Raw genomic sequence first — 367 nt, 5'->3', positions numbered from 1 at the left:
CCGCAAGTACATCAGCTTCTGAGTCAGCGTCGACTAGTGCGTCAACTTCGGCAAGCACAAGTTCTTCCGCGTCCGCTTCGACCAGTGCGTCTACTTCAGCAAGTACATCAGCCAGCGAGTCAGCCTCTACAAGTGCGTCGACCTCAGCAAGTACATCAGCTTCTGAGTCAGCCTCGACTAGTGCGTCAACCTCAGCAAGCACGTCAGCCAGCGAATCCGCATCGACTAGTGCGTCAACCTCCGCAAGTACATCAGCTTCTGAGTCAGCGTCGACTAGTGCGTCAACTTCGGCAAGCACAAGTTCTTCCGCGTCCGCTTCGACCAGTGCGTCTACTTCAGCAAGTACATCAGCCAGCGAGTCAGCCTC

At 55.6% G+C, this 367-nt stretch carries 1 pseudogene; it reads right to left on the bottom strand.

What is annotated here, in order from left to right:
- A pseudogene (locus NF418_RS10360) lies at positions 1 to 367 on the bottom strand (MSCRAMM family adhesin SdrC); the annotation flags it as partial.

Origin of the sequence: Streptococcus suis (assembly GCF_024509555.1) — a bacterium.
Lineage (GTDB): Bacteria > Bacillota > Bacilli > Lactobacillales > Streptococcaceae > Streptococcus > Streptococcus suis_AD.
Note: the sequence above shows the minus strand (reverse complement) of the source record. Positions and strands in the feature narration are given on the sequence as shown.